Here is a 23,243-nt window from a genome sequence, read left to right as displayed (position 1 = left end):
GGTAATACCCCTCTCTCACACGTTCAATTAGTTCAACACTTCGGATTTAACATTCCAGTCACGTACGTCTGTGAAGCGGCCTTTGATTGCTGCGGCAGCTGCCATTGCCGGCGATACCAGATGCGTACGTCCGTCACGGCCTTGACGGCCTTCGAAGTTACGGTTCGATGTCGATGCACAACGTTGTCCTGGTTCCAGAACGTCCGGGTTCATCGCAAGACACATCGAGCAGCCTGCTTCACGCCATTCGAATCCAGCTTCTGTGAATACTTTATCGAGGCCTTCTTTTTCAGCTTGCAGCTTAACGCGGCCCGAACCCGGAACAACGATAGCCGTAACTTTCTCGCTTACTTTGTAGCCGCGAGCGATTTCGGCAGCGGCACGAAGGTCTTCGATCCGGCCGTTCGTACAAGAACCGATGAAGACATAGTCGATCTCGATTTCTGTCATTGGCGTACCCGGTTTCAGATCCATATATTCAAGCGCTTTTTCTGCTGCTTTGCGCTCGTTCTCAGTCGGCAGAGATTGCGGGAATGGAACGGAAGAAGTGATGTCCGTACCCATGCCTGGGCTTGTGCCCCAGGTTACTTGCGGGATCAGGGAATCAACGTCGAAGTCAACAATGGTATCATAAGTTGCGCCTTCGTCCGTTGTCAGCTGTTTCCAAGCCTCAACTGCCTCATCATAGTTTGCAGGCGAGTACTCGCGGCCTTTCAGGTATTCAAACGTTGTTTCGTCCGGTGCGATCAGACCAGCACGCGCGCCGCCTTCGATCGACATGTTGCAGACCGTCATGCGCTCTTCCATTGTCAGGGAGCGAATCGCTTCGCCTGTGTACTCGATAACGTAACCAGTTGCGAAGTCAGTGCCGTATTTCGCGATAACGCCAAGGATCAAGTCCTTCGCCGTTACGCCTGGTTTACGGCTACCTTTGAAGCGAACTTCCATTGTTTTTGGTTTTGCTTGCTGCAAACATTGTGTAGCCATTACGTGCTCAACCTCGGAAGTACCGATACCGAAAGCAAGAGCGCCAAACGCTCCGTGCGTCGATGTGTGGCTGTCGCCGCAAACGATTGTTTTGCCTGGATGCGTCAGGCCGATTTCAGGACCCATAACGTGCACAACGCCTTGGTCGATGTTATCGAGGTCAAACAGTTTAACGCCGAAGTCTTTACAGTTCTGCGTCAGCGTATCGATTTGTTGCTTGGAGATTGGGTCTTTAATATTGAAACGGTCCTTTGTTGGAACGTTGTGGTCCATTGTTGCAAACGTCAGGTCAGGACGGCGAACCTTGCGGCCAGTCATACGAAGACCTTCGAATGCTTGCGGCGACGTTACTTCATGCACCAGCTGCAAGTCGATATAAATGATGCTCGGCTTGCCCTCTTCCTGATGAATGACGTGATTATCCCAAATTTTCTCAAACAGTGTTCTTTTCGTCATTATATTCACCCCATCGTTCAAGCGAATTCATCGCTTTGCTCTATTAGATGTTAATAGCATAGCATCTCCTTCTTGATTCAACCAAGATATAATATCTATAATGATTATAGGCAATAACTATAAAATAACGATAACTATTCTCATTTGGACTATAAGGGGAATGCTGGTAATGGAACTTAGACAACTACAGTACGTGATTCAAATTGCAATTGAGAAGAACTTTTCCCGCGCGGCCGAGAAGCTGCATATTGCGCAGCCGTCTCTAAGCCAGCAGCTTTCCAAGCTTGAACAGGAGCTTGGCGTCCTGCTGTTCCGCCGTACGACCAATTCCGTCGAGCTGACGCAGGCCGGTCAAGTGTTTGTGGACAAATCCCAGTCGATTCTGGATGCCATTGAACAGTTAAAGCAAGAGATGGATGATATGGCCCAAATGAAGCGCGGACGACTAGTTGTTGGTACCCTTCCAATTACCGGGTCGCACATCCTGCCGCTAGTGCTTCCGGTCTTCGGGGAGCTGTATCCGCAGATTGAGGTCATTTTAGTAGAAGATACAACCTTAAAGCTGGAGCAGCTTACGGCTAACGGGGGAACCGATATAAGCCTACTTACCTTGCCGCTTGTCGATCAGTCGTTGGAATGGGAATCTCTTATGGAGGAGGAAATCTGTCTGGCCGTACCTCCAAACCATCCATTGGCTGGCAGGAAGGACGAAATATCGATTGAGGAACTACGGGAGGAACCGTTCGTTGGCCTCAAGAAAGGTCAAGGCTTCCGTCAAATTCTCGTAAATTTGTGCCAACAGGCCGGCTTTACACCTAACATCGTGTTTGAGAGCAGTAACATTGAGACCGTACAATCGCTTATTGCAGGCGGAATGGGCATAACCTTTGTTCCAAAGATGCTGACCCGGGCCGCGGGCGGCGAGTTTGTGCCTGTTTATTTATCGCTCAAAGACCATCCGTCGCGTACGTTAATTATCGCCAGCCGCAAAGGACGGTATTTGTCCAAAGCGGCAGTGGCGTTCATTGAAACGATGAACAAGACAATCAGTCATTACAAGTGACAGCTGCTAATATAAAGACGGTCTGCGATCCTCGAATACCGGGATTTTGCCGCGTACCGTATCAACGAGAGACAAGTCGATCTCGGCATACAAGATGGTCTCCTCTTCTCCCGCTTCTGCAAGGGTCTCCCCCCATGGGTCAAGAACCATCGAATGGCCGAAGAAATGCGTCTCTCCGCTTATTCCTACGCGGTTGCAGGCAATTACGAACATTTGATTCTCAATTGCGCGGGCTGTAAGCAGCGTCCGCCAGTGATGCAATCTCGGATGAGGCCATTCGGCCGGAACGAAGAGCAGCTTCGCGCCATCCAGCGCGAGCTTTCTCGCCAGTTCCGGGAACCTGATGTCGTAGCAAATCATCATGCCAGCGCCTGCTCCTTCAATCTCCAGCTTGCCGAGCTTATCCCCCGCCGCCAAATACTTTTCTTCATCCATTAAGCGGAACAGGTGAATTTTCGAATAATCACCGTTCCTGTTGCCTTCGCGGTCAAAAGCAAAGATGGTGTTGTATACGCCGTCTTCGCGCCCTTCGGCGATTGATCCGGCAATAATATGAATACCGTGCTTGCGGCTGAACTCCGACAAATAGGCAATCGTGCGCTCGCCTTTAGGATCTGCGAGAGTCGTTATCTCGGTTAACGCGTAACCTGTATTCCACATCTCGGGAAATACAATGACGTCCGGCTTATTGGGCTGGGACGCCGCTTCCTCCAGCATACTTGCCAGCTTGGCGAAATTCGCTTCCGGCTGCCCTACTTCTATATTCATTTGCAATAATGCAATACGCAATGGCTGTGTCATTTCTTGTCCTCCTCGAGTAAATTGCTGCCCAATGACCAAGATGCCCGATTCCAGTCATTCTTGCTTCATATGAATAAGCTTTTCCCTAATGATACCTTCTCATGGTTCAGTGTCAAGATGGGCAGATTAATGGAGAAGAGTTATTCATTCCCGTAAAAGGAGAGATTGAAAATGCGCCAGAAACGATTAGCAGCCCTGCTGCTCGCCCTTTGCTTCATGCTGACCTTCGCCTCATCCTCCGCCTTCGCGGCATCGCCTGAGGATCAGCCCTTTAAACCCGTTCAAGTATTTGATGTGAAAGCCGGGAAAGTGGTGCATACAACACCAAACGATAAAGAATATCAGCAGTTCGCTAATAAGTGGATTGCATCGGTAACCGGGCTTGCCCCTCAGCTCACGAATGACGACAGCTGTATTTATGTTTATCGTGTACCTCTTGAGAAGCCCGTCACCATCACGGTAAACGGCACAAAGCTGCTGGCTGACGACGTGTTCCTATTTTATTGCGATGGCAAACCGCCGCTTCTGCTCGTCTTTGACGAACAACGCAGACCCTTCCTTCTGCTCTTCAAAGAAGATATAACACCATTTATTAAGAAGGTCGGCATTCCGGCTACCTAAAGCAGCAAATCGCTTCCCTCTATGCCGACTAATCTAAATTCTAAGCATTTATTAGAGCTGCTATAATTTAGGCTTAGAATTCGCCGGAGTGAAACGAGCTCTGCCACTTATGGGCGGCATGGCCGTTTCACTTTGCTCGACATTTAAGGTTTCGTCATGCTACATTTAATCTAATGTCGTTATACGATTAGAGAGCATTTATGGTGGAGTGTGAGCAAATGGAAACTCAAGTTAATGAGCATGTAATTAAACCGGCGGACCGCATGACGGCGCTGCCAACGCAGTTCTTTGCCAAGCTTGTCGGCAAGGCGAATGCCCAGGCGGCTAAAGGCCGGGATGTTATCAATCTGGGGCAAGGCAATCCCGATCAGCCTACCCCTCCCCATATCGTAGCAAAAATGCAGGAAGCTTCGGCGAATCCGATGTATCACCGCTATCCGCCTTTCAGCGGCTATTCGTTCCTGAAGGAAGCGGTTGCTCACCGCTATAAAGAGGATTATGGCGTTGAAGTGGATCCCGCTACCGAAGTAGCCATTCTGTTCGGGGGCAAAACAGGACTGGTTGAGATTAGCCAATGTCTGCTTAACCCGGGTGATGTATGTCTGGTACCGGATCCCGGCTACCCGGACTACTGGTCGGGCGTAGCCCTCTCCGGCGCTGAAATGAGCTTCATGCCTCTGACGGCCGATAACCGCTTCCTCCCGGACTATAACGCGATTGATCAGGAAGCGCTGAAGCGCGCCAAGCTGATGTTCATTAATTACCCGAACAACCCGACTGGTGCCGTTGCCGATACCAAGTTCTATGAAGAGACTGTAGCTTTTGCACGCCGTACCGGTGTCGTTGTAGCAAGCGACTTTGCCTATGGTGCCATCGGCTTTGACGGCAAAAAGCCGGTCAGCTTCCTTCAGACACCGGGTGCCAAGGAAGTTGGCGTAGAGTTCTATACCCTTTCCAAAACCTATAACATGGCTGGCTGGCGGGTTGGCTTTGCGATCGGCAACGCGCAGATCGTGTCGCTGATCAATCTGATCCAGGATCATTATTACTGCAGCCTGTTTGGCGGAATTCAGGAAGCGGCTGCTCTTGCCCTAACAGGTCCTCAGGACTGTGTAAACGAGCTGACGGCCAGATATGAAAGCCGCCGTGAAGCGGTCTTTGGCGCACTGGAGCGGATTGGCTGGAAAGCTGACCGTCCGGGCGGTTCCTTCTTCTGCTGGCTTCCGGTTCCGGAAGGCTATACTTCTGAATCGTTTGCCGATCTTGTACTTGAGCAGGCTGATGTTGTCGTTGCTCCCGGCAACGGATTCGGCACACATGGCGAAGGATATGTCCGACTAGGCCTCTTGACCAGCGAAGATAGGCTTATAGAAGCGATTGAGCGGATCGGAAAGCTCGGCATCTTTTAACCTGTGCAGCAGACCGGCTAATCCCCGGTCTGCTGTCTGTTTATATGGTGTTTGCCTTGCTTTACAGCAATGGGGTATCATGATATGCTAACGTTAACTGAAGATGTAACGTGATGACGGGACTAGTAAGCGAGATGGCCGTGTCCAGAGAGCAAATTCATCAGGCTGCAAGATTTGCCTCGGTTCCTTGCTGAATCCAACCCCCGAGCGGCCGGCGAGAGCCGGACAGCGCCTCCTGTTATGAGGCTTGAGATGGACCTGGGTGTGCAAGTATGCCATTCGGTCAACAAAGGTGGTACCGCGGAAGCTATAGACTTTCGTCCTTTATGGACGGAGGTCTTTTTATTTTGTCATGAAATGGGATGAGAAGATGTCGGAGAGAATCGTTGTCAAAATCGGAAGCAGCTCCTTAACCTCGGAAGAAGGCGGCTTAAACCGCGAACGCATCACCTATTTCGCAGCTGAACTCGCTGCTTTGCACAAGCGGGGCTGCCCGCTTATTCTAGTTACCTCCGGCGCTGTAGCCGCAGGGTTCCGCCAGATCGGATACGCAGCACGTCCTAAGGCCGTGCATGAGAAACAAGCGGCCGCAGCTGTTGGTCAGGCGCTGCTCATGCAGGCTTACCAGGAAGCATTCGGAGAGTTTGGCATTGGCGTTGCACAAATTTTGCTGACGCGCGCAGACTTCTCTAACCGCAAACGGATCCAGAATGCACTCAAAACAATCGAGGAATTGCTGCGCCTGCGCATTATACCTATTATTAATGAAAATGATACGGTAGCTACTGATGAACTGGAACTAAAGTTTGGCGATAATGATAAGCTGTCCGCTCTTGTTGCGGCCATGACGAAAGCCAGCAGGCTTGTTATGATTACAGACATGGACGGCTTATACACGGAAGATCCGCGGAAAAATCCGGAGGCTGTCAAGATCGAGCGCGTGGATCAGATTTCGGAGGAAATTATGCAGCTTGCCGGTGGAGCAGGCTCTGCGGTCGGCACCGGGGGCATGCGCTCCAAGATCGAAGCTGCACGTATATCCATGCGAGGCGGCGTCCGGGCTTTTATCGGGAAGATTCAGCAAGCTGGCGATTTGCAATTAGCGGTAGACGGAACCGGCAAAGGCACTTATTTCGATACCCAGTTACATAGTCTCCCGATGAAGAAGCAATGGCTAGGCTTCCACTCTATGCCGCAAGGCCGGATCATTGTAGACGACGGTGCAGAACATGCCTTGCTCGTTGGAGGCAAGAGCCTGCTACCTGCCGGCATTCGCGAAATTCAGGGAGATTTCCATTCCGGGGATGTTGTTGAAGTAACCAATCTGACGGGCGATACGATCGGCCGCGGTGTTGTGAACTATGAAGCCTGGCAGATACAAGCTGTGGCCGGACTCAGCACGGAAGAAGTAAAACGCCGGGTTGATGTCGGAAGAATTGAAGTCATTCACCGCGACGAGTGGGTATCCCTGCGATAAACTTTTAGGAGGAATCAACGATGGCTAGTGAAGTGAGACAAAAAGCAACCCTTGCGCAGAACGCCGCAAACGTGATGAACAAAATGACGACCGCGCAGAAAAACACAGCCCTTGCGGCGATGGCTGATGCCCTTATCGAGAATCAGGCCTCTATTATTGAAGCTAACGGAAAAGATCTGGAGCGCGGGCGGGAGAACGGCACCAGCCCTTCCCTGCTCGACCGTCTTGCCTTGAATGAAGCCCGCGTCGCTGACATCGCAGAAGGCTTGCGTCAAGTCGTGGAGCTTCCAGACCCTGTGGGCGAACTGCTCGAGCAGTTCGATCGTCCAAATGGACTTCGCGTAGAGAAAACGCGCGTACCGCTTGGCGTAATCGGCATGATCTATGAAGCCCGTCCGAATGTGACGGTTGACGCAGTTGGCCTATGCCTCAAAACCGGCAACTGCGTTGTCCTTCGCGGCGGCTCCGCTGCCATCGAATCCAACCGCCGGATTGTTGAAGTCTTGCGCGAGGCGCTTGCGGCAACGGATTTGCCGCAGGATGCGATTCAGCTTATTGAAGATTCCGACCGTGCATCGGTTAATGAAATGCTCAAACTAAACGGACTGCTGGATGTCGTTATTCCACGAGGCGGTGCAGCCCTGATCCGTAACGTAGTAGAGAACGCGACAGTACCTGTTATAGAGACCGGCGCCGGCATTTGTCATACCTTCGTGGATGAGAGTGCGGATTATGATATGGCGGAGCGTATTGCCTTCAATGCCAAAGTACAGCGCCCTTCTGTCTGCAACTCGATGGAAACGCTGCTGCTTCACGAAGCATTCGCCGAGCGCCATCTGTCGCAAATCACCGACCGCTTCGTTGCTGCTAACGTTGAACTTCGCGGCGACAAACGAACGGCGGAGCGCATTTCGCAGGTGAAGCCGGCAACCGAACAGGATTATGCGACGGAATATAACGATTATGTTTTAAATATTCGTATTGTAGCAAACTTAGATGAGGCGCTTGACCATATCCGAACGTTTAGCACCAAGCATTCGGAATGCATCGTGACAGAGAATGCGGCACATGCCGAACGTTTCCTGATGGAGGTTGACGCGGCTGCCGTGTATCATAACGCCTCTACCCGCTTTACTGACGGCTTCGAATTTGGCTTTGGGGCTGAGATCGGCATTAGTACGCAAAAGCTCCACGCGCGCGGCCCAATGGGTCTGCCAGCTCTAACATCAACGAAATTCCGGGTTTACGGCAACGGCCAAATCCGCGGTTAAGATAAAGGGAATAGGTTGGAGGGTGAAGAACATGTTATCGATGGAAAAAACAAATGCAAACGCAAATGTTAAAGCTTTAAAAATCAGCTTCTACGGCGCGGGCTCAATGGCGGAAGCAATTGTACGCGGACTTATTAATCAAAAGCTGACGAAGCCGGAGCAAATCTCTATGCTGAACCGTCAGAACGCTGACCGGCTGAATGAGCTCACCGAGCGCTACGGCATTCAAACGGTACTGAGCGGATCGACAAATGAGCAATTCATCCAGGATGCGGACATTATTTTCCTTGCGATGAAGCCTAAGGATGCGGTCAGCGCAATCTCGTCTATTAAGCATTTGATTTCCGACAAACAGCTGATTGTCTCGGTTATTGCCGGCTTATCAATCGCTTCGATGGAACGCGTATTAGGCAGATCCGCCGCAATCGTGCGGACGATGCCTAACACTTCCAGCACAATAGGTCTTGGCGTTACGGGCATCAGCTATTCCGACACTGTAACGGAAGAACAACGTCTGCTTGCGGAGACCATGTTTGCATCAATCGGAATCAACGCCGTTGTTGAGGAATCCCTTCAGGATTCTATCGTTGGCGTATCCGGCAGCGGACCGGCTTATGTCTATTTCTTCATGGAAGCGATGATGGAAGCGGCAGAGAAGCTTGGACTCCCTGCCGACCAGGCCAAAGAGCTGATTGTACAGACGGTTCTTGGTGCAGCCGAAATGGTACGGACAACAGGCGAAGAGCCTGCTGAGCTTCGCCGCAAGGTTACGTCTCCGAACGGAACGACGCAGGCGGCCATCGAATCGATGACAACAAGCGGCTTAACTGAGGCTGTTGTTCGCGGCATGCTGCGTTCCGCAGAACGCGCGGGCGAAATCGGAGCCGATATTGAAAGGAGCACGCTTTCCTAATGAACCAGATGTGTGTGGCAACCTACCGCTGCTTTGACGAGAAAGCAGATTTTGATAAAAAAGCATTGTCCATAGCTGTTGGATTAACGGTCGGCAGCTGGACGGAACTTCCGGAAGCACGTAAAGCCGAGATGGAAAAGCATCTTGGGAAGGTGTTGTCCGTTGAAGTGCATGAACAGGCTGGCAGCGAACGTTATGCAGATATCCGTATCGCCTACCCGGACATCAACTTCAGCCGTGACATCCCTGCCCTGCTCGTTACGATCTTCGGCAAGCTGTCGATGGATGGTAAAATCAAGCTGATCGACCTGGATGTATCCGAGCAATTCCAGTCCGCCTTCCCTGGCCCGAAATATGGACTGGAAGGCGTCCGCCAGCTCCTTGGCGTTCACGACCGCCCGCTGCTGATGAGTATCTTCAAATCCGTAGTTGGTCATGATCTGCCGAACCTGCAGGAGCAATTCTACAAGCAGGCGCTTGGCGGCGTTGACCTGATCAAGGATGATGAAATCCTGTTCGAGAACCCGCTTACTCCGCTTGAGAAACGCGTTGAGGTCTGCATGGAAGCAGCCCGCAAAGCCCAGCAGGAAACAGGCCAAAATCTGCTGTATGCCGTTAACTTGACAGGGCCTACCTCGCAGCTTGCAAGCCAGGCCCGCAAAGCGATTGCAGCCGGTGCTAACGCTCTGCTGTTCAACGTCCTGTCTTACGGCTATGATGTACTGCATGAGCTGAGCAAAGATCCTGAGATTAATGTGCCGATTGCCGCTCATCCTGCGATGGCCGGCGCCTTTTATCCATCGCCGCATTACGGCATCAGTGCTTCCGTTCTTCTGGGTAAGCTGATGCGGCTTGCAGGTGCGGATTTGGTGCTCTTCCCTTCTCCTTACGGCTCGGTTGTTATGCCGAAGGAAGAAAATCTGGCGGTGAAGGAAGCGCTGCTCGCGCCTTCGGATACGCTCCGGACAAGCTTCCCTGTTCCATCTGCTGGCATTCATCCAGGTCTTGTGCCGCTTATCTTGCGTGATTTCGGTACAGATGTAGTCGTGAACGCAGGCGGCGGCATCCACGGCCATCCAATGGGTACGGCAGCCGGCGGCAAAGCTTTCCGCAGCGCCATTACGGCAGCAATGAACGGCGTATCGCTTCGTGAAGCAGCGGCGCAGCCGGGTAATGAACCGCTTAAGGCGGCTATTGATGCATGGGGGATTAAGGAATGACAACTGCTAAGAAACGCATCATCTTCTGTGATTTCGACGGAACCATCACCGTTAACGATAATATCATAGCGATTATTAAACATTTCAACCCGCCGGGATGGGAAGACATTGCAAACTCTGTTCTGTCCCAGCAAATTTCGATTCGCGACGGCGTTGGCCAAATGTTCCGCCTCCTCCCGACTTCCATCAAGCAGGAAGTTGTAGAGTATGGCATTAACAATGTTCAGATCAGGGACGGCTTTGCAGAGCTCCTTCAATATTGCAAAGACGAGCAGATCGAGTTTTATGTGACAAGCGGCGGCATCGATTTCTTTGTGTACCCGGTCCTTGCCCGCTTCGGCATTCCGGAAGATCATATTTACTGCAACGGCAGTGACTTCAGCGGCAAGCAAATCGAGATTACATGGCCGCATCCATGTGACGGGCATTGCACGAATGACTGCGGGATGTGCAAAACGACCATTATGCGCCGTTTCCCTGCCACTGAATTCGAACGAATTATTATCGGAGACAGCGTGACCGACTTTGAAGGCGCGAAGCTCGCAGACGTCGTCTTCTCCCGCCATTATCTGACTGATAAATGTAAGGAGCTTGGCCTTCCTCATACCGAATTTATAACCTTCCATGACATCGTGGATGAGCTCAAGAAAGAAAGGACGGTCTAATATGGCCTTTTCCGATATTAAGCTGGAACAAAAGCAGCAGGCGCTTGCCGAACTGCGCAGCGTCAAAGAATTATTTGCTTCCCGCGGCTGGTTTGCCGGTACAAGCGGCAATCTCTCGGTTCGCGTAGGCGATTACACGCCGGATGAATTTTACTTCGCCATTACGGCAAGCGGCAAGGATAAGACGGTACATACGCCGGAAGATTATCTGTTCGTAGATAAAGACGGCAAGGCTTGCGAAGCGACCAGCCTGAAGCCTTCTGCCGAAACGCTCATTCATAACGAGATTTACCGCTTAACGGGTGCAGGCGCTATTTTTCACGTCCATTCCGTTTACAGTGCGGTGATATCCGAATGGTTCTGGGAGCGCAAAGCCGTTCCTGTCGATGGCGTTGAACTGATAAAGGGTCTGAACATCTGGGAAGAAGAGGCGCATATCGATATTCCGATCGTCTCCAACTTCGCCGAGATTCCTCGTATTGTACCGGAGGTTACGGAACGCCTCGATAAGCGGATTCCGGGCATTATTCTTCGCAAGCACGGCATCTACGCCTGGGGCGCAAATGCCTTCGAGGCGAAGCGTCATATCGAATCGTTCGAGTTCCTGTTCGAATATGTGTACCGCTGGGAAATGCTGAACGGCAGAAAATAAGGTAAAAAAAAGCTGGTCCCCCTCGTTCGTCACGAGCAGGACCAGCTTTTTATCTATAGACTTAATTCTGCAACCGCTAGTAATTCTTCCATCTTGAATAACGAGTGGACTTCGAATTCCGCCTCTTCCAGGTTGGCTCTGCCTGCCGGCTCCCTCTCGATGACACACAGCACCTCTTTCAGCTCTGCATCATGATTAAGCAAATCCGCTGCGCTCAACAGCACCTGACCGCCTGTCGTAATGACATCCTCGATAATACAGACCTTCTTGCCCGTAATATCAATCCCTTCCGCCAGCTTGCTCGTGCCGTATTCCTTCGCTCTCTTGCGTACGAATACAACCGGGATGCCTGTCTTGAGGGAAAGTGCAGTGGCGATCGGAATGCCGCCCATTTCCAGTCCGGCTAAAACTTCTGTTCCTTCTGGAACAAGGGGTGCAAGCTGTTCTGCAATCGCAGCTAGAAGTACGGGATTGGATTCGAACAAGTATTTATCGAAGTAATGATTCGAGCTTTTACCTGAGCGAAGCTTGAATTCCCCCGTCAATCTTGACGTTTGGATAATTTCTCTTGCAAGCTCTGTTTTGTCCATATACAGTCCCCTTCTCCCTTAAAAAGTTGGTTACCATAAAATTGCGCCGTCGATCAGTTTAGCAAATCCAGCTGGAATTGTCTATGCGGCTAAAGAGAGTTTTTTCTACAAACGGAGTTAAAGGAAAATGTCGAATTTCGCTTAAATCAATCCATGCTGCTCCAGCACTTTCAAGATCCGTTTCTGAATCTCTTCGAACTTCCCAGTTAACCATTTTCGGTTAAAATTATTTTGCATCGCAATCACCTCTATGTCATAGGACAGATTTTGCAATCGTCAAAAAAACTCCATCCCATCCGGATGGAGTCTTGGCTTGCAGCTAGTCGCCTTTGAGCATATTGAAGATGGATCCCGCTGCGCTGCCCTCATCCTTGCCGCCTGTGCCAAATCCGCGTGGGGCCGCAGCAAATACCCGGCTCGCGAGCCGGCTGAACGGCAGCGATTGAATGTAGACGGTACCCGGTCCTTCAAGCGTTGCGAAGAACAATCCCTCCCCGCCGAAGAGGAAGGTCTTAACCCCTTTTACCATTTCAATGCTATAATTCACATTTGGCGTGAAAGCAACCAGACAGCCCGTATCTACACGAAGCTTTTCTCCCGGATTCAAGTCTTTACGGATAATGGTGCCGCCGGCGTGCATGAAAGCAAGGCCGTCGCCTTCAAGCTTTTGCATGATAAAGCCTTCGCCGCCGAAGAATCCCGTTCCGATCTTCCTTTGAAACTCTATTCCTACCGATACGCCTTTTGCAGCTGCGAGGAAGGCGTCCTTTTGGCAGATCATTTTGCCGCCTGCGGCATGAAGGTCAACAGGGATAATTTTTCCCGGATAGGGAGCAGCGAAGCTGGCTTTTCTCTTGCCTGAGCCTTCGTTTGTGAAGGCGGTCATAAACAAGCTCTCGCCGGTCAGAATCCGCTTGCCCGCATTCATCAGCTTGCCCATTAACCCGCTGGACTGCTGCCCGCTCCCGTCCCCAAATATAGCTTCCATATGTATGCCGTCATCCATCATCATGAGACTTCCCGCTTCCGCGATGACCGTCTCTGCCGGATCCAGCTCAATTTCAACAAACTGCATGTCATCGCCATGAATGATAAAGTCGATTTCGTGATTACTCTTCAACAGAATCCCTCCTGATCAAATGTATTACCCCTTTATCATACCATCATTATCCATTCTTTACCTTCTAAAAAAAAGGAAAGCACACGACATATCGTATGCTTTCCCCCATTTTCCAGCTTATTCTTTTACCACCCGGATCCAAACGGTCATCTCGCCTTTCTGGCGATTCCCCCATAAGTAATAAGGCACTGCCTTAAGCTGAATGGACCTTGAAGATTGTTGCTGCGCATAAGGCCGGTATGGAGTATCCTCCTGCCACGAAGCCTGCTCGTCTACCCGTCCTTCTGCTTCAATCGTTACCGATCCTCCAAGCAGCTGCGAATCAAAGGAAGCGTGCAGCTCCGAGGACGTGACAATCGATACCGCTGCCAAAGGGCTGTCATTATCCACTTCCTCCAGACAATAGACGAGTGGGCCACGCTCGATGGCCACTTTCCCGGCATTCGCCCGGATCTCCGGATGAGCCGCAGTCAATTGAGCTTCGACGGCCGGCTCCCATTCGATAACATCCCCCTGCTGCCAATTGCGGTTAATCAGCGCATAACCGTTCTCAACCTTGTATTCTGCAGGCTTGCCATTGATGTTTAAGGCCGCATTGCCCCTGCACCAGGAAGGAATACGCAGAGCAAGCGCAAACGCCGAGCCCGGGACCTTCGTAAACTCGAAACGGGCATTCCCTTTCCAAGGAAGCTGCGACTGCTGCTTCAACTCAACCGTCCCGGCATCAAGCTCAAACTCACCTTCGCTGCCAATAAACAGATGAGCATAAATCGTATTTGATGCCGCGGATACCGTGTAGATGTAATCGTTCAATGAGCTTAACAAACGCGCTACATTCGGAGGACAGCAGGAGCATCCAAACCACTTCTGGCGCTCCGCCTTCACATGGTGACGGCCCGGATTGCGCTCGGACGCCTTCGGCCATACTTCAAGCGGATTCACATAGAAATAATGCTTGCCGTCCTGCGACATGCTGCCTATCACATTGTTATATAAGGCACGCTCCAGCACATCTGCGTATTCGCTCTTGGCCTCCAGCTTCAACATCCGCTGCGCGAAGAAGATCAGGCCAATCGAAGCACAGGTCTCGGCATAGACCGTATCATTTGGCAGATCATAATCAAAGGAGAAAGCCTCGCCATGATGCGTAGAACCGATCCCTCCGGTAATATACATTTGTCTACGGGTCATGTTATTCCATAACCGCTCGCAAGCCTCCCGCAGCTGTTTATCCCCGGTTAACCTCGCAAGATCAGTCATCGCCGTGTACATATAAACCGCGCGGACGGAATGGCCAACTGCCGCTTCTTGCTCCCGAACAGGCTTATGCGCCTGGTTATAGGCTAATTGCTCAACCTTTGGTATTGGAAGATTACGTCCAGCCCATAGACTGTACCCATCCCGCTTTTTCCCTTCTTCAATCAGGAAATTCGGCTCAGCTCCGCGCTCATCGATAAAGAACTGGGCCAGCCTCAAGTACCGCTCTTCTCCCGTTGCCTGATGCAGCTTCACTAAGGCAAGCTCGATCTCCTGATGGCCGTCATAGCCTCTCAGCTTTCCTTCCTCCGGGCCAAAGACCGAATCAATATGATCGGCAAACTTGCTCATGACATCAAGCAGCTTGCGTTTTCCGGTCGCTTCATAATACGCAACAGCCGCCTCCATCATATGTCCCGCACAGTACAGCTCATGTGCCTCATACAGGTTCGTCCACTGCCTGCCCGGATCTTTGACCGTGAAATACGTATTTAAATATCCGTTCTCATGCTGAGCCATCGCAATCAGATCAATCACGTCATCCGCGGTGCGCTCCAGATCGGGATCCGGATGATTTGCCAAGGAATAACCAACGGCCTCCAGCCATTTCGCCACGTCGCTGTCCTGGAAGACCATGCCGCCATACGGATGTTCCTCAAGACCTGCCGCGACACGGAAATTACGAATGGCATAGCTGGGCTCCGCATCCGCAATCCGGTCGTTTAGTGCATCCCATTGATAGGGAATGACCGTCTCTCTGACCAATTCGGTAAAGCTGCTCCAAAAGGCATCCTCAATATGTACATCGCTGCGTCCCAGCTTTTCGTTTAATGGCTTCGCCATGTAAGTTCCTCCTGATCGAATATAAAAGATTTGATTATTCCTGATTTCTAGTTTATTCTCGAAAAGACAAGGAAACTACAAGTAAAACGACCTTATTTTTTATAAAATATAACTCTTAATGAAGATGAGGTAATCCCAGGATGAAGGATGCTTATATAACCTTAAAGCTTCCTCCGATGCCCTACTACATCGCTATAGGCCTTACTGAGTATTCGCCCGGCGAACAACATCCCAACAGGCAAAATCTCGGGTTGTTTGATCTCTTGTGGGTGATCAAAGGGACCTTGTACATAGGAGAGGAAGACAAGCAGTGGGAGGTGAACGCCGGAGAGACGCTGCTCCTGCTGCCGGACCGGTATCACTATTCTGTAAGGCCTTGTGACCGCGATACGGCTTTTTATTGGATTCACTTTGATTTCAAGGGAGAGTGGATGCAGCATGAAGCAGATTCTGCATCGCTTCCTCTTCCCATGCGCCAGGCCTTAGAAAACCCATATCGCATTCAGCTTCCCCAATACGCTGCTCCGCCTGAATTTCCGTTGGCTGAGCGGCATCTTACTCAGCTGCTGGCTTACTCCATTGAGCAGCAGAAAGGCGTATACTGGCAGGAGCATCAATTATTTATCGAGCTGCTTGGCTTGCTGGAAGTAAGACAGGACCAATCCACTACGGAATCTCCAGCCATGAGGCTGGCAAGCAAGACAGAAGCCTATATCCGGCAGCATTATCAATCGGAGCTGACCAACTCGGCGCTGGCTCAAGCCCTTCATTTTCATCCAAACTATATCGTCAGATGCATGAAGGAAATCTATCACTGCTCTCCGATGGAATATTTGCATCAGTACCGGCTGGAGCAAGCCAAGCTGCTGCTTGTGAAGACCGAATGGTCCATTGCGGTTATTGCCGATAAGACAGGCTTCCGGCATGCGCCATATTTTTCAAACTGCTTCAAGGCCTACGCAGGCACCTCTCCTCTGAGGTATCGCAAGCAATTCAAGCCGTAGTTAAGTATTCCATTTCATCGGCCAAGCCGGTTAAACGAAAAAGCCTTGTACTCCCGTTTAAGGGAATACAAGGCTTAGGTTTATTTATTTTAATTGTCCGCTTAGGTAACTTCGCGCATCAGCACATTGCTTCGTAAAGATTCATTTAATTCTTTCATGCGCTGCAGCTTGTTACGGGACGTATACGTATTTGTGCTTTTCGTATCTACAAACAGAACAGAATCCTTTGGCAATTCGGGTAATTTGCTTCCCGTCAGCCCAATAGTAATGCCTTTATTTACAATAACAACCTTGGTATTCGGGGCTAAGCCTTGATGAATGGAAAATTTGGAACGGATCGCCGTCTGAACGCGTCTCAATTTATTTTTGTTCATGCTCATTTTTGCAGCCCCCTCAAGATCGAACTCACATAATCAAAAATCATAACGTTGGAGTGTGCCATAAGTATACCACTTTTTATATCTTCAGAGTAGTCGACATACAAATTTTGGTGCCATTTGGTTTCTTCAGGGAAATGATAAGAGATGATATATTCCCCAATTTTGTATAAGAGATAAAACATCCGTTTATCTTCCGTGTAATATAAGACAGGTTCCCCTTCTGGCTGCGTTCTGTAGGTATGAGTAACATATTTAGGATGATTGATGTTAAAATGAAAACCGCCGGCCGTATCCCCAACCGACTCTATACAATCCAGATAACCATTATTATGCAAAAACAAACAAATAGCTGAACAATTTCTTACCTTGCCCAGGGTAAGGTCCTGATTAACAAGCTGTTTAATTTCTGAGCCTCTGATAACAGCTTGAAGTCGAGCCAGCATTAACCGGGGATGCCGGATTGCCGTAATGCTCAAATGATCCTTCGCCATCTTTTGCACGAATTCAGAGAACTCTCCAACAGCCGCGAGCGCATCGATACTCTCCATGTATTCTTCTTTTCTCGGAAAATAATAAGCGCCTTCCTTCAGGATCGCGCTAAGAATAGGTTTCCAATCAAGTCCGACACCTACCGGCATGTCCAATAGGTATTTCCCATGCCTCTCAATGATGTCATACAGCATAACCCATACATACACATCGATTTCATACTTGCTTGGAACTTCTGCAGAATTGGTCTCGGACGTTAACTCGAGATAGTCCACAAGCTCACGATTGGAAGGCTCTCTTCCATTCGATTTTCTGAATTGTTCAATAAAAAGAAACAGGATTCGCCGAACCGAAGAGAAGTATCTTCTGTTGATGGTTGGCTCTGCATAGAGCAGAAGCACTTTATTCATGTTCAGGGCCGTCAAAAACTCTCTATGGGTTACCGAATAGCCGCTGCCCGTCATAGAACCGCCCTTATTATGAATAAACAAGCAGAATATATCGCATTCTCTAACCTTGTTCAAGCAATGCTCTACACCGCTTATATCCATTGGCCAAGGTCCGAAGGTCCGCTCATACATTTCCGGCTCGTGGCCAAGCGCAGTTAGTTCATCAAATGTCCTGTTCCTTAACGGAGTAAGAGAATCCTGAGCAACGGAGCTAATAAACAGCTTGGTGAGATTGGGCATCAGTTCCTAGGCTCCTTTTATAAACGTTGGAATAATATTCTATTATACCGTATCTTGATTCTTTTTTTAATAGAACTCCCTGACTACTTAAACCATGCAAAAAAAGCCCTGTATTCCCGATGAGAGAATACAAGGCTTTCGATATAAATAGATAAGTGCTTACCCGCGCGGCCCGCGGAACTTCTGGGAATGCGCTCTTGCTTCGTCCACATTAGTTACCCGGTTACGGCTCCACTCGATCAAAATCCGGTCGATATAACGGAAATTCAGCTTGCCAGCAAAGACCGCTTCCTTCAAGGCAAAACGGATCAACTCGTCCGCATAACGGTCCTGGTCCAGCCATCCGGTAATCGTCTCGCATTCCATCGGCGATAGCAGCCGTCCGAACTCCTGCTCGAATATAGAGAAGATGTTACCCGGATCTGCCGCCTGCTTCACCGTGCGTCGCTCCGTTTTTCTTGTCTCCCGCTTCTCTTCCGCCGCCCATTCAGCAGCCTTGAGCAGCCATCCGCTCCAATTATATTGCTCCGACTGGATACCTGTCATGGAATCGATCCGCTCGTCAATGGTCAGAAAGCCTTCTTTCATCAAGCGGCCGATCATCTGTTCAATGACTCTTGTCGTAGACCCGGTACGTTCCGCCAGCTGCTCCATCGTCGGGAATTCAATCCCTTCGGCTTCCCGGAACAGCATCAACTGCAGCAGCAGCATCGCTTCCGTATCGGATAAGTTCAGATGGCGATAAGAGCGTAGAAGCAGTGCAGATACATGCACGCCTCCTTCATTCATGACGGCCGCCATGCCCCGCGAATACGCCTTCCACATATCAATATTACTCATGTTACCGATTCCTCCGATCCCTCCGCACCCTAGCGTAAACGGCTGTAACCTCCCTTTCGGTACAGCATACGTTGATTATTTCGATTCGCCTTTCACAATCGCATACGTATCGCGGGCAATCAGCAGCTCCTCGTTTGTTGGAACAACGAGCACCTTCACGCGTGAAGCATCCGTCGAGATTTCGCGCACTTCCTTGCTGCGGATGTTATTGCGCTCTTCATCCAGCTCAACACCAAGGAACGAGATGCCTTCACAAACGGCTTTACGCAGAACATTCGAGTTCTCGCCAACCCCTGCGGTGAACAAAATAACGTCAACACCATTCATCGCTGCTGCATAGGCTCCGATATATTTACGCACGCGGTACGTGTACATGTCAAACGCCAGCTTGGCATTCGCATCGCCTTCGCCCATTGCTTCCACAATCTCGCGCATATCGCTGCTGATGCCGGAGATCGCAAGCATACCGCTATGCTTGTTCAGCATGGAATTCACTTCACTCAGCGTCAAGTCTTCTTTGTTCATCACATAAGGAACAATTGCCGGATCAAGATCGCCGCTGCGCGTACCCATCATCAGACCTTCCAGCGGAGTCATCCCCATGCTGGTATCGAAAGACTTGCCGTCCAGAATCGCTGTTGCGCTGGCACCATTGCCGATATGGCAAGAGATCATCTTCAAGGACTCAAGCGGCTTGCCCAGGTATTTCGCTGCCTGTTGGCTCACATAGAGATGAGATGTACCGTGGAAGCCGTAACGACGCACTTTATGACGGCGGTACAGAACCTTGGGAATTGGATACAAGTACGATGTATTTGGCATCGTCTGATGGAAGGCTGTATCAAATACAACTACTTGAGGGACATTTGGCATGTTCGTCTCTACGGCGTTAATGCCCATCATATGAGCCGGGTTATGAAGCGGAGCAAGATCAAACAGCTTGCGGATTTCCTGCTTCACGTCTGCCGTTACAAGCGCAGAGTTTTTGAATACTTCGCCGCCATGGACGATACGATGGCCTACGGCATCGATCTCCTCCATCGAAGCGACTACGCCATGCTCGGGATGCGTCAGCATATCGATAACCTTTTTTACGGCTGTGATATGATCCAGAATTTCGCTTACCTGCGTCACATCCGGTTTGCCGGGAGGTTCATGCGTGACGATGGAGGAATCCATCCCGATTCTCTCCACGCGTCCGCTCGCAAGCACAGTCTCATTCTCCATATTATAAAGCTGATATTTCAGCGAAGAGCTTCCTGCATTAATTACAAGTACTTTCATTTAGATACGGTCCCCATCCTTGTCATATTTGAAAAATCCGATGCCCGACTTCACGCCGAGATGTCCTGCTCGTACCATCTTCTTCAGGACGATAGACGGACGATATTTCAATTCACCGTATTCCCGGAACATCCGGTCAAGGGCAGCAAGGACAGAGTCCAAGCCGAAGCGGTCAGCCATCTCAAATGGTCCGTTCTGGAACGAATAACCGATGCGCATCGCATTATCGATATCTTCCGCCGATGCAACGCCTTCTTCCAGAACATGAAGAGCTTCATTAATGAACAGGCAGATCAATCGTGTCGTAACGAAGCCTGGCGACTCGAACACCATGATGCCTTTTTTCTGAATAACCTCATCCACAAATTCTTTCGTGGCATCAAAGGTAGCATCCGAGGTTTTCAGACCGCGCACGATTTCTACCAGGTCGATCTTGGAAACCGGATAAATAAAGTGGAGACCAATTACACGCTCCGGATGGCTTGTTACACTTGCCAATTCCGTCAAACTTAACGTGGAGGTATTGCTTGCAATAATAATATTCTCATCGCAAATTTCGTCCAATTGCTTGAACACTCGTTTTTTGCTGTCCAGATCCTCGGTTATAGATTCAATAACCAGCTCGCAGGTAGCCAGCGCTTTATGATCTTTGCATGTATGGATACGATTCAAAATCAGTTTTTTCTCAGCTTGCGTCAGAGCCCATTTCTCAATCTGCTTATCCAGGTTGAGCTCGATCATCTGCATACCGTATGTTAAGCGTTCCTCCGAGCTTTCGATTAAATACACATCCAGCCCTTTAGATGCGAGCATTTCCGCAATTCCTTGTCCCATTGTTCCGGCGCCGATGACGCCTACTTTTTTGATTGACATAATTCTGTAGGTTCTCTCCTCGTGTTTATTCTCTTTTTTAAAGTGTTATTGAGAATTATTCTCTCTGATACAAATCCATTATACCCTTTTTTAAACAAAGAATGAAGGCAAAGGCTGTGCAGCAAAATGAACAATATTTGAACGGAAAAATGAACGGCAGCTTAGCATTCTCTGCCGTTCATTCCTAGTACAGCCCTTGTTATGCGCTTTTGGACAAACGGCTCAGGAGAGCACGGAAGTCATTACCGCTAAGCGTCTCTTCCTTAATCAGCACTTCCAGCGACTGGGTGAACACATCTCGTCTTGCTTCCAGCATGGCTTTGGTCTCCGCCATCAGCTCGTCGAGAATAGACCGGGTGACGTTCGCCCATTTGTCCGGCGTCATCATATTCGCATCGATAATACCCAGCTCCGTAAGTCCCGATTCCACCATCGTGCGGACGATGTTCATCGCTTGATCAAAGTCGCCCCGCGAGCCTGTACTGCGTCCGCCGTAGAATATTTCTTCCGCGGCAGCACCGCCAAGCGCGATCATGATCTGGCTGTCCAAATACTCCTTCGTGTACAAGTAACGGTCCTGCTGCGGGTTATGACGAACATAACCAAGCGCCTGTCCCCGCGGTGACAAAGCAACCTGCGATACGCTTCCCGGACGAACAAGCTCTGCTGCTATAGCATGGCCAAGTTCGTGAAGGGCAACACGTTCGCGTTCTTCGGCCGTTGCTTCGCGGTCTGTTTTCTCGCCCATCATGACTTTATCAATAGCCATAGCCAGATGCTGCTCCAGAATCGTCTCGCTTTGCTCGCGCATGGCGTAGATCGCCCCTTCGTTCATGACGCTCTCAAGCTGCGCACCCGAGAATCCAAAAGATTCGGAAGCGATCCGTTCCAGATCAACCGATTCGTCAAGCGGCTTATTGGCTGCATGCAGACGCAGAATATGAAGCCGTCCCTTCTTGTCCGGAAGATCAACCCCGATATGGCGGTCGAATCGGCCAGGACGCAGCAGCGCGCTGTCGAGCATCTCTTTGCGGTTCGTCGCGGCAATAATAAGAATGCGCGGCGCCTCATCGGAATGAATCCCGTCCATCTCCGTCAGCAATTGGTTCAACGTCTGATCGTATTCCCGATGCTGGCCGCCGTCCCGCTTGCCGCCGATGACATCAATCTCGTCAATAAAGATAACGGCGCTTCTTTTGCCTGCTTTCTTGGCTTTTTCTCTTGCTTCCTTGAACAAATCACGGATACGGCCTGCACCCACACCAACATACATCTCAACAAACTCACTGCCGGAAGCAGCCAGATAGATCGAATCCGTGTAATGGGCAGCTGCCTTTGCAAGCAGCGTTTTACCTGTGCCCGGAGGGCCAGTCAGCAAGATCCCTTTCATCGGACGAATACCAAGCTTTGCGATTTCATCCTGTTTCACCAGGAAGTCAAGAGCCTCTGTAAGCTCTTGCTTGGCTCTCTCCTGGCCTCCGATCTGGTCAAAGCTCATTGATACCGTATGAAGCTGCTTGCTGCGTTTCGAGCCTGGCAAAGCGGTCATGCGGCCTTTTCCGCGCGAAGCAAACCACACGCCGGCCCCCAAGCCGGCAAACAATAGGAATGGAACAATATTTACTCCTCTAAACGCAAGGAAAATAACAAACATCAGAACAAAACCTGCTGTAATCTCAATCCAATATTTACGCATAAGTCGACACCTCCAACATCGCAGGAGTGCGCGGAAGTACAACATACTTCGCCGAGTTACCGTCCTTTAACGTAATATAGACGTTATTATCATCAAGCTCGGTCTCATATTGAATGGCTTTATTCGAAGCGGCCGCTTTCTCAAGAGCATTCGGGATGTCCGAATAATTCTTTTTCTCCATCGCTTCAGCCACGTCAAACAATACAGAAGACCATACTTTCTCCAGCCGCTCGCTTGGAGCCTCATTCGTTATATCAAGCGTCAATTCGCGACTGCCAATCGCATCCTTGCCTTCTTTTGCAATAGATTCATAGACATCTTTCAAATTCGCATCCGGTTTAAGGGTTACCTTCACTGCCACGCGATCTTGATCTATAGTAGGAGCATTCGCCGAAGCGACGCCATCAATCTGTCCAATCGATTTTTCAAAAGGAGAAACAACGGCAAACTGCTTATATAACATCCATCCGCCAAAGAGCAGCAAGGCTGTAGCCACAGCGGAAAGCACAAACGGGACAATTCGAAGTTTCATTCTTTGTTTCCTCCTTGTACTCATTATATATACTATCGTATATCAACTCTGCCATACGAAAGTATATCATAATTAGACATCAAAGAGGCGGTGTAAAAACAGGAAGCGGAG

At 50.0% G+C, this 23,243-nt stretch carries 22 protein-coding genes; 10 read left to right on the top strand and 12 right to left on the bottom strand.

The window, feature by feature from the left end; all coding sequences use genetic code 11:
* Positions 1-27: 27 nt before the first annotated feature.
* Positions 28-1,443 carry a 3-isopropylmalate dehydratase large subunit gene (leuC, locus tag BM200_RS23440; RefSeq protein ID WP_175532983.1) on the bottom strand — a complete coding sequence of 472 codons (1,416 nt, stop codon included), beginning with the start codon at positions 1,441-1,443 and terminating at the stop codon, positions 28-30.
* Between the two features lie 169 nt (positions 1,444-1,612).
* Here leuC and BM200_RS23435 point away from each other — a divergent pair, with 169 nt between their 5' ends.
* On the top strand, positions 1,613-2,506 hold the full coding sequence (locus tag BM200_RS23435; RefSeq protein WP_091189072.1) for a LysR family transcriptional regulator: 894 nt from the start codon (positions 1,613-1,615) through the stop codon (positions 2,504-2,506).
* Positions 2,507-2,512: 6 nt separating this feature from the next.
* Here BM200_RS23435 and BM200_RS23430 read toward each other — a convergent pair whose 3' ends face one another.
* Entirely contained in the window at positions 2,513-3,307 is a 795-nt protein-coding gene (locus BM200_RS23430) for a carbon-nitrogen family hydrolase (protein WP_091189071.1), read from the bottom strand.
* A 171-nt stretch (positions 3,308-3,478) separates the two neighbouring features.
* Here BM200_RS23430 and BM200_RS23425 point away from each other — a divergent pair, with 171 nt between their 5' ends.
* The 8 genes from BM200_RS23425 to mtnB all read left to right on the top strand — a co-directional run bounded on the left by BM200_RS23425 (position 3,479) and on the right by mtnB (position 11,535).
* Positions 3,479-3,928 (top strand): hypothetical protein, encoded by a 450-nt coding sequence (locus BM200_RS23425; RefSeq protein WP_091189070.1) that lies wholly within the window; start codon positions 3,479-3,481, stop codon positions 3,926-3,928.
* Positions 3,929-4,146: 218 nt separating this feature from the next.
* Positions 4,147-5,337, top strand: coding sequence for a pyridoxal phosphate-dependent aminotransferase (locus BM200_RS23420; protein WP_091189069.1), 1,191 nt, complete (start codon positions 4,147-4,149; stop codon positions 5,335-5,337).
* 370 nt (positions 5,338-5,707) lie between these two features.
* Positions 5,708-6,814, top strand: a complete 1,107-nt coding sequence (gene proB / locus BM200_RS23415) for a glutamate 5-kinase (RefSeq protein WP_091189297.1) — start codon at positions 5,708-5,710, stop codon at positions 6,812-6,814.
* Between the two features lie 20 nt (positions 6,815-6,834).
* Positions 6,835-8,085 carry a glutamate-5-semialdehyde dehydrogenase gene (locus BM200_RS23410; RefSeq protein ID WP_091189068.1) on the top strand — a complete coding sequence of 417 codons (1,251 nt, stop codon included), beginning with the start codon at positions 6,835-6,837 and terminating at the stop codon, positions 8,083-8,085.
* Positions 8,086-8,116: 31 nt separating this feature from the next.
* Positions 8,117-8,998: a pyrroline-5-carboxylate reductase gene (gene proC / locus BM200_RS23405; protein WP_091189067.1), complete on the top strand. Its 882-nt coding sequence runs from the start codon at positions 8,117-8,119 to the stop codon at positions 8,996-8,998.
* Positions 8,998-10,218 carry a 2,3-diketo-5-methylthiopentyl-1-phosphate enolase gene (locus BM200_RS23400; RefSeq protein WP_091189066.1) on the top strand — a complete coding sequence of 407 codons (1,221 nt, stop codon included), beginning with the start codon at positions 8,998-9,000 and terminating at the stop codon, positions 10,216-10,218. The genes proC and BM200_RS23400 overlap by 1 nt, the downstream gene beginning before the upstream one ends.
* A complete protein-coding gene (locus tag BM200_RS23395) occupies positions 10,215-10,883 on the top strand; it encodes a 2-hydroxy-3-keto-5-methylthiopentenyl-1-phosphate phosphatase (protein WP_091189065.1) in 669 nt (222 codons plus the stop codon). Before BM200_RS23400 ends, BM200_RS23395 begins: the two co-directional genes overlap by 4 nt.
* 1 nt (position 10,884) lies before the next feature.
* Entirely contained in the window at positions 10,885-11,535 is a 651-nt protein-coding gene (mtnB, locus tag BM200_RS23390; protein WP_091189064.1) for a methylthioribulose 1-phosphate dehydratase, read from the top strand.
* A 53-nt stretch (positions 11,536-11,588) separates the two neighbouring features.
* Here mtnB and pyrE read toward each other — a convergent pair whose 3' ends face one another.
* From pyrE to BM200_RS23375, 3 genes are all read right to left on the bottom strand, one after another.
* Entirely contained in the window at positions 11,589-12,125 is a 537-nt protein-coding gene (gene pyrE / locus BM200_RS23385) for an orotate phosphoribosyltransferase (RefSeq protein ID WP_091189063.1), read from the bottom strand.
* 319 nt (positions 12,126-12,444) lie between these two features.
* On the bottom strand, positions 12,445-13,245 hold the full coding sequence (locus tag BM200_RS23380) for a TIGR00266 family protein (RefSeq protein ID WP_281248427.1): 801 nt from the start codon (positions 13,243-13,245) through the stop codon (positions 12,445-12,447).
* Between the two features lie 117 nt (positions 13,246-13,362).
* A complete protein-coding gene (locus tag BM200_RS23375; RefSeq protein WP_091189062.1) occupies positions 13,363-15,345 on the bottom strand; it encodes a glycoside hydrolase family 127 protein in 1,983 nt (660 codons plus the stop codon).
* 140 nt (positions 15,346-15,485) lie between these two features.
* Between BM200_RS23375 and BM200_RS23370 the strand changes: the two genes are divergently transcribed.
* Positions 15,486-16,349, top strand: a complete 864-nt coding sequence (locus tag BM200_RS23370) for an AraC family transcriptional regulator (protein ID WP_091189061.1) — start codon at positions 15,486-15,488, stop codon at positions 16,347-16,349.
* 101 nt (positions 16,350-16,450) lie between these two features.
* On the opposite strand, the gene BM200_RS23365 is transcribed toward BM200_RS23370, so the two are convergent.
* The 7 genes from BM200_RS23365 to BM200_RS23335 form a co-directional block, all read right to left on the bottom strand.
* Positions 16,451-16,729, bottom strand: coding sequence for a hypothetical protein (locus BM200_RS23365; protein WP_091189060.1), 279 nt, complete (start codon positions 16,727-16,729; stop codon positions 16,451-16,453).
* The gene (locus BM200_RS23360) at positions 16,726-17,907 is read right to left on the bottom strand and encodes a DUF4062 domain-containing protein (RefSeq protein WP_091189059.1); all 1,182 of its coding nucleotides are present in this window, start codon (positions 17,905-17,907) and stop codon (positions 16,726-16,728) included. Before BM200_RS23360 ends, BM200_RS23365 begins: the two co-directional genes overlap by 4 nt.
* A gap of 159 nt (positions 17,908-18,066) precedes the next feature.
* Complete coding sequence (locus tag BM200_RS23355; protein WP_091189058.1) at positions 18,067-18,747, bottom strand: DnaD domain-containing protein; 681 nt, start codon at positions 18,745-18,747, stop codon at positions 18,067-18,069.
* Positions 18,748-18,822: 75 nt separating this feature from the next.
* Positions 18,823-20,031, bottom strand: a complete 1,209-nt coding sequence (locus tag BM200_RS23350; protein WP_091189057.1) for an acetate/propionate family kinase — start codon at positions 20,029-20,031, stop codon at positions 18,823-18,825.
* On the bottom strand, positions 20,032-20,904 hold the full coding sequence (locus tag BM200_RS23345; RefSeq protein WP_091189056.1) for a 3-hydroxyacyl-CoA dehydrogenase family protein: 873 nt from the start codon (positions 20,902-20,904) through the stop codon (positions 20,032-20,034).
* Positions 20,905-21,103: 199 nt separating this feature from the next.
* A complete protein-coding gene (locus tag BM200_RS23340; RefSeq protein ID WP_091189055.1) occupies positions 21,104-22,600 on the bottom strand; it encodes an AAA family ATPase in 1,497 nt (498 codons plus the stop codon).
* Positions 22,593-23,132 carry a hypothetical protein gene (locus BM200_RS23335; RefSeq protein WP_091189054.1) on the bottom strand — a complete coding sequence of 180 codons (540 nt, stop codon included), beginning with the start codon at positions 23,130-23,132 and terminating at the stop codon, positions 22,593-22,595. Before BM200_RS23335 ends, BM200_RS23340 begins: the two co-directional genes overlap by 8 nt.
* Positions 23,133-23,243: the final 111 nt, after the last annotated feature.

Origin of the sequence: Paenibacillus catalpae, assembly GCF_900112695.1 — a bacterium.
GTDB lineage: Bacteria > Bacillota > Bacilli > Paenibacillales > Paenibacillaceae > Pristimantibacillus > Pristimantibacillus catalpae.
Note: the sequence above shows the minus strand (reverse complement) of the source record. Positions and strands in the feature narration are given on the sequence as shown.